Genomic DNA, 3,535 nt, shown 5'->3' with positions numbered 1-3,535 from the left:
GCCGCCGCCCCCGGGCGGCGCGGGCGCGCCTTCCGCGTGACGTCAGGTCAGGCGAGGGGTCAGGCGTTGGGGTCGAACGCGATCCCGGGCGGCTTGGCCGAGGACAGGTGCGAGTTGAACGTACTGTCCTTGATGCCGAGCGTGGCACTGCCGAAGTTGTACGAGGTCAGCGTGTCGCGCACGCCCGCGGGATAGCCGTTCCAGCCGACCAGCGGCGGGTACTGCCAGGTTCCCTTGTGGTTCTCCGGCGGCTCGTCGCCGGCGGTCGCGGCGCGGAAGGAGTGCGTTCTGATGCCGTCCTTGTGGTAAACGATCTTCGGGTGCGTCCCGTCCCAGCGGATCGCCGAACGGTTGTGGACCGTGAACGAGCCGTGGTTGGAGGTCGAGACGTACTGGGCCTCGTTGTTCTGTACCCAGACCACGACGTGCTCCCAGTCGTGCCGGTGCCCGCCGAGACCGCTGCCGGCCACGGCCTGGTCCTTCTCGAAGTAGAGGGCGTACATGATCGCGCACCAGCCGTTGTTGCACTTGGAGCGCGAGTAGCCGTTGGTGTTGTCGAGGTCCGAGGCGTCGCGGCACTGGCCGTTGAGGGCGCCGCTCGGGTTGAGGCCGCCGTTGACGACGCCGCCGGGGCCGATCGCGGGCGTCGGGTAGCAGCCGTCCGTGTCGTAGTCGTAGGCGGGCTGGAACGTCTGGTCCAGTCCGTCCGCGTTGGCGGGCAGTGCGCCGGGCGGGGCCGCCAGGGCGGTGGACGGGAAGACGAGGACCAGAGCGGCGGCGCCCGCGAGGACGCCGAGTGACCTCCGGCGCAGACGCCGGGATCCGGAAAGCTTCGATGCGGGACTGCCGTTCAAAGTGTCCTCCTGATCGGCCCTGCGCAGGCCAACGCCCTTTGTGACATGTGCAGTTCAGAGTCCCGGGTTTTCACGCGCGTGCCAAGAGGCCGCAGGCGTCACATTGGTTAAGGACCGCCCAACACTTGGGCCCGGCGTCGGGAAAGGGCGCCACGGAGGGTGGGGTTGATGGGAAGGTGGGCCCATGAGCGCGCCGCGGATCACCGGGCTCGACGGTGATGAGCACACCGCGCCCGACCTGCCCACATCGACGGCGCCGGGCGGGCGGCCAGGCCGATTCGATGGGCTCAAGCGCTTTCTGCGGCACCGGCGTTCGCTCTACCTGCTGGCCGTCTTCGCGCTCCTCGCCCAGATGGCGGTCGCGATGGTCACCACGGCCGTCGAACAGACCCCGACCATCGACGAGCCCGTGTACGTGGCCTCGGCCGAGGTCTACCTCAAGGAGCACAGCCTCCGTTACAACCCGGAACACCCGCCCCTGGGCAAGCTGATCATCGCCTCCGGGCTGGTGTTCACCGACGCGCACCTCGACTCGGACTTCGTCGGCAGCCAGTCGGCCCTGGGACGCAGCGTGCTGTACGAGTCGGGCAACGACCCGGAGCGGCTGATGCTGTGGGCACGGCTCCCGGTGATCGCGCTGACGCTGCTGTTCGGGCTCGTGGTCCTCGCGTTCGCCCGCGACCTCACCGGCCCGGCGGGCGGGTTGGTGGCCCTCGCCCTGTACGCGTTCTCGCCGGACGTCATCGCGAACGGATCGCTGGCCACGCTCGACGTCCCCGCGGCCGGCTTCCTGCTCACGTCCGTCTGGCTGCTGTGGCGGGCGCGGCAACGGCCGTACCTCTGCCTCCCGCTCGCCGGGATCGCGCTGGGCGCGGCCGTGGCCACCAAGATGAGCATGCTCGCGGTGGTTCCCGTCCTGATGCTCCTGGCCGTCCTGTCGTTCTGGTACGCCCGCAGGACACCCGGGCTCGACGCACGCGAACGGCTGCGGCTCCTCGCGCAGGGCGCCGCGGTCGCCGTCGGCATGGCCCTCGTGGCGGTCGCCGTCGTGTGGGCCACCTACCTCGTCGTCGACCCGCGGCTGCGCTGGACACAGCCCGAGAACGTGCCGGACATCCGCGGAATGCGCGGCCGTGTCGCCGCGTGGCTGCCCTTCCCGGAGGCGTACCGGGACGGCATGCGCATCCAGTTCGGCTTCGAGTACGACATCTGGCAGGGCTTCCTGTTCGGCAGGCTGTACGATGGCTCGCTCTGGTACTACCTGCCGGCCGCGCTCCTGGTGAAGACTCCGCTCGGCATGCTCGTCCTGTGGGTCGCCGGTGCCGTCGCGGTCCTGGCGCTGCGCCGGCTGCGGCCCGCGGCGCCGTACGTGCTCGTCCCCGCGGCCCTGCTGCTGGCCGTGTCCATGAACGGCGCCCGCGACCTCGGCGTCCGGTACGCGATCTTCGTGCCGACGTTCGCGGCGGTCGCCGCCGCCGGTGTGACGCTCCTGCGCCGCCGGTGGGTGTACGGAGTGACGGCCGCGCTGGTGTGCTTCGTGGCCGTCAGTTCACTGCGGACGTTTCCGTACTACCTGCCGTACTCCAACGAGGCGTTCGGCGGGCCCTCGAAGACCCATCTGCGGCTGCACGACTCGAACGTCGACTGGGGGCAGGACCTCGGCCGCCTCGCCGATCGCCTCCGCCGCGACCACCCGGGCGAGCGGGTGTGGCTCGTCTACAAGGGCGCGGGTGTGCCCGCGTACTACGGAATCAACGCGGCCAACCCGCTGAAAGCCCCGCTGGGCGAGGTGCACGGGCTGCTCGTCGTGTCCAACTCCTCGGCGGCCAAGGCCGACGGGCGGCTGGCCGCGCTGCTCGACACCAGCACACCGGTCGACGAAGTCGGCCACTCGATCACGCTCTACCGACGACGCTGACGCCCAACTGCCATGGGGGACTGCGCCATTCACATCTGACACAGTGGCCCAACCGGGTCACAGGTTACGGCGGTATCTTCGATGTCATGACAACGCGTCGTACGAGGAGACGCGGCGGGGCCAGGGCAATTGTGCTGGCCCTGTTGTGTGTTCTGGTGGCACTCCCCGCGGGAAGCGGTGCCACCCCCGACGCGGCCGCCGCACCCGACGTGGCCGCCCGGCCGAACGTCACCCAGGGCCACTACGTCGGCAGCTTCAACATCTACGGAAACATCGGCCATCGGGGCGACGCCGGCGACTGGATCGAGGAAGAAGCCGACGCCATCAGAAACCTCAGGCCCGGCGGCATGGACCGCTGGCTGTTCATCGGCCTCCAGGAAGTCTGCAAGGCCCAAGGTGAGCGGTTCGCCCGGGAGTTGGGCCTGCGCAGCGCCTTCGTCGACACCGGTACGGACTGCGTCGACGGCCAGCCGTACGGCAACGCCATCCTGTTCCACTCGGCCACGAAGATCCTGCCACCCGCCCTGCTGCCCAATCCGGACAACAGAGGTGGGGAGCGGGGCATCATCTGCGCCGTTGTGCGCGCCGCCGGAAACCGGGGCCCCTCGGGACCCCAAGTCACCGCGTGCAGCACGCACTTGAGCGTCGGTGTCACGAAGGACGGTGAACGGGAGGCCCAGGCCGCGTTCATCCGCCACGGCTGGAAACCGGACGGCTCGCGCACGCTGGGTGCGGACGGCCCGCTCGTCATCGCCGGTGACCT

General features: G+C 70.0%; 3 protein-coding genes. 2 read left to right on the top strand and 1 reads right to left on the bottom strand.

Annotated features, from left to right (window positions below; genetic code table 11):
- Positions 1–59: 59 nt before the first annotated feature.
- Complete coding sequence (locus O3Q52_RS50765; protein ID WP_269655191.1) at positions 60–854, bottom strand: NPP1 family protein; 795 nt, start codon at positions 852–854, stop codon at positions 60–62.
- 352 nt (positions 855–1,206) lie between these two features.
- Here O3Q52_RS50765 and O3Q52_RS50760 point away from each other — a divergent pair, with 352 nt between their 5' ends.
- Positions 1,207–2,772 (top strand): phospholipid carrier-dependent glycosyltransferase, encoded by a 1,566-nt coding sequence (locus O3Q52_RS50760; RefSeq protein ID WP_269655192.1) that lies wholly within the window; start codon positions 1,207–1,209, stop codon positions 2,770–2,772.
- An 86-nt stretch (positions 2,773–2,858) separates the two neighbouring features.
- Positions 2,859–3,535 (top strand): endonuclease/exonuclease/phosphatase family protein (locus tag O3Q52_RS50755; protein WP_269655190.1); only part of this gene is annotated, 677 nt, incomplete at its 3' end.

Origin of the sequence: Streptomyces sp. ActVer, from assembly GCF_027270795.1 — a bacterium.
In the GTDB taxonomy this organism is placed as follows: Bacteria; Actinomycetota; Actinomycetes; order Streptomycetales; family Streptomycetaceae; genus Streptomyces; species Streptomyces umbrinus_A.
Note: the sequence above shows the minus strand (reverse complement) of the source record. Positions and strands in the feature narration are given on the sequence as shown.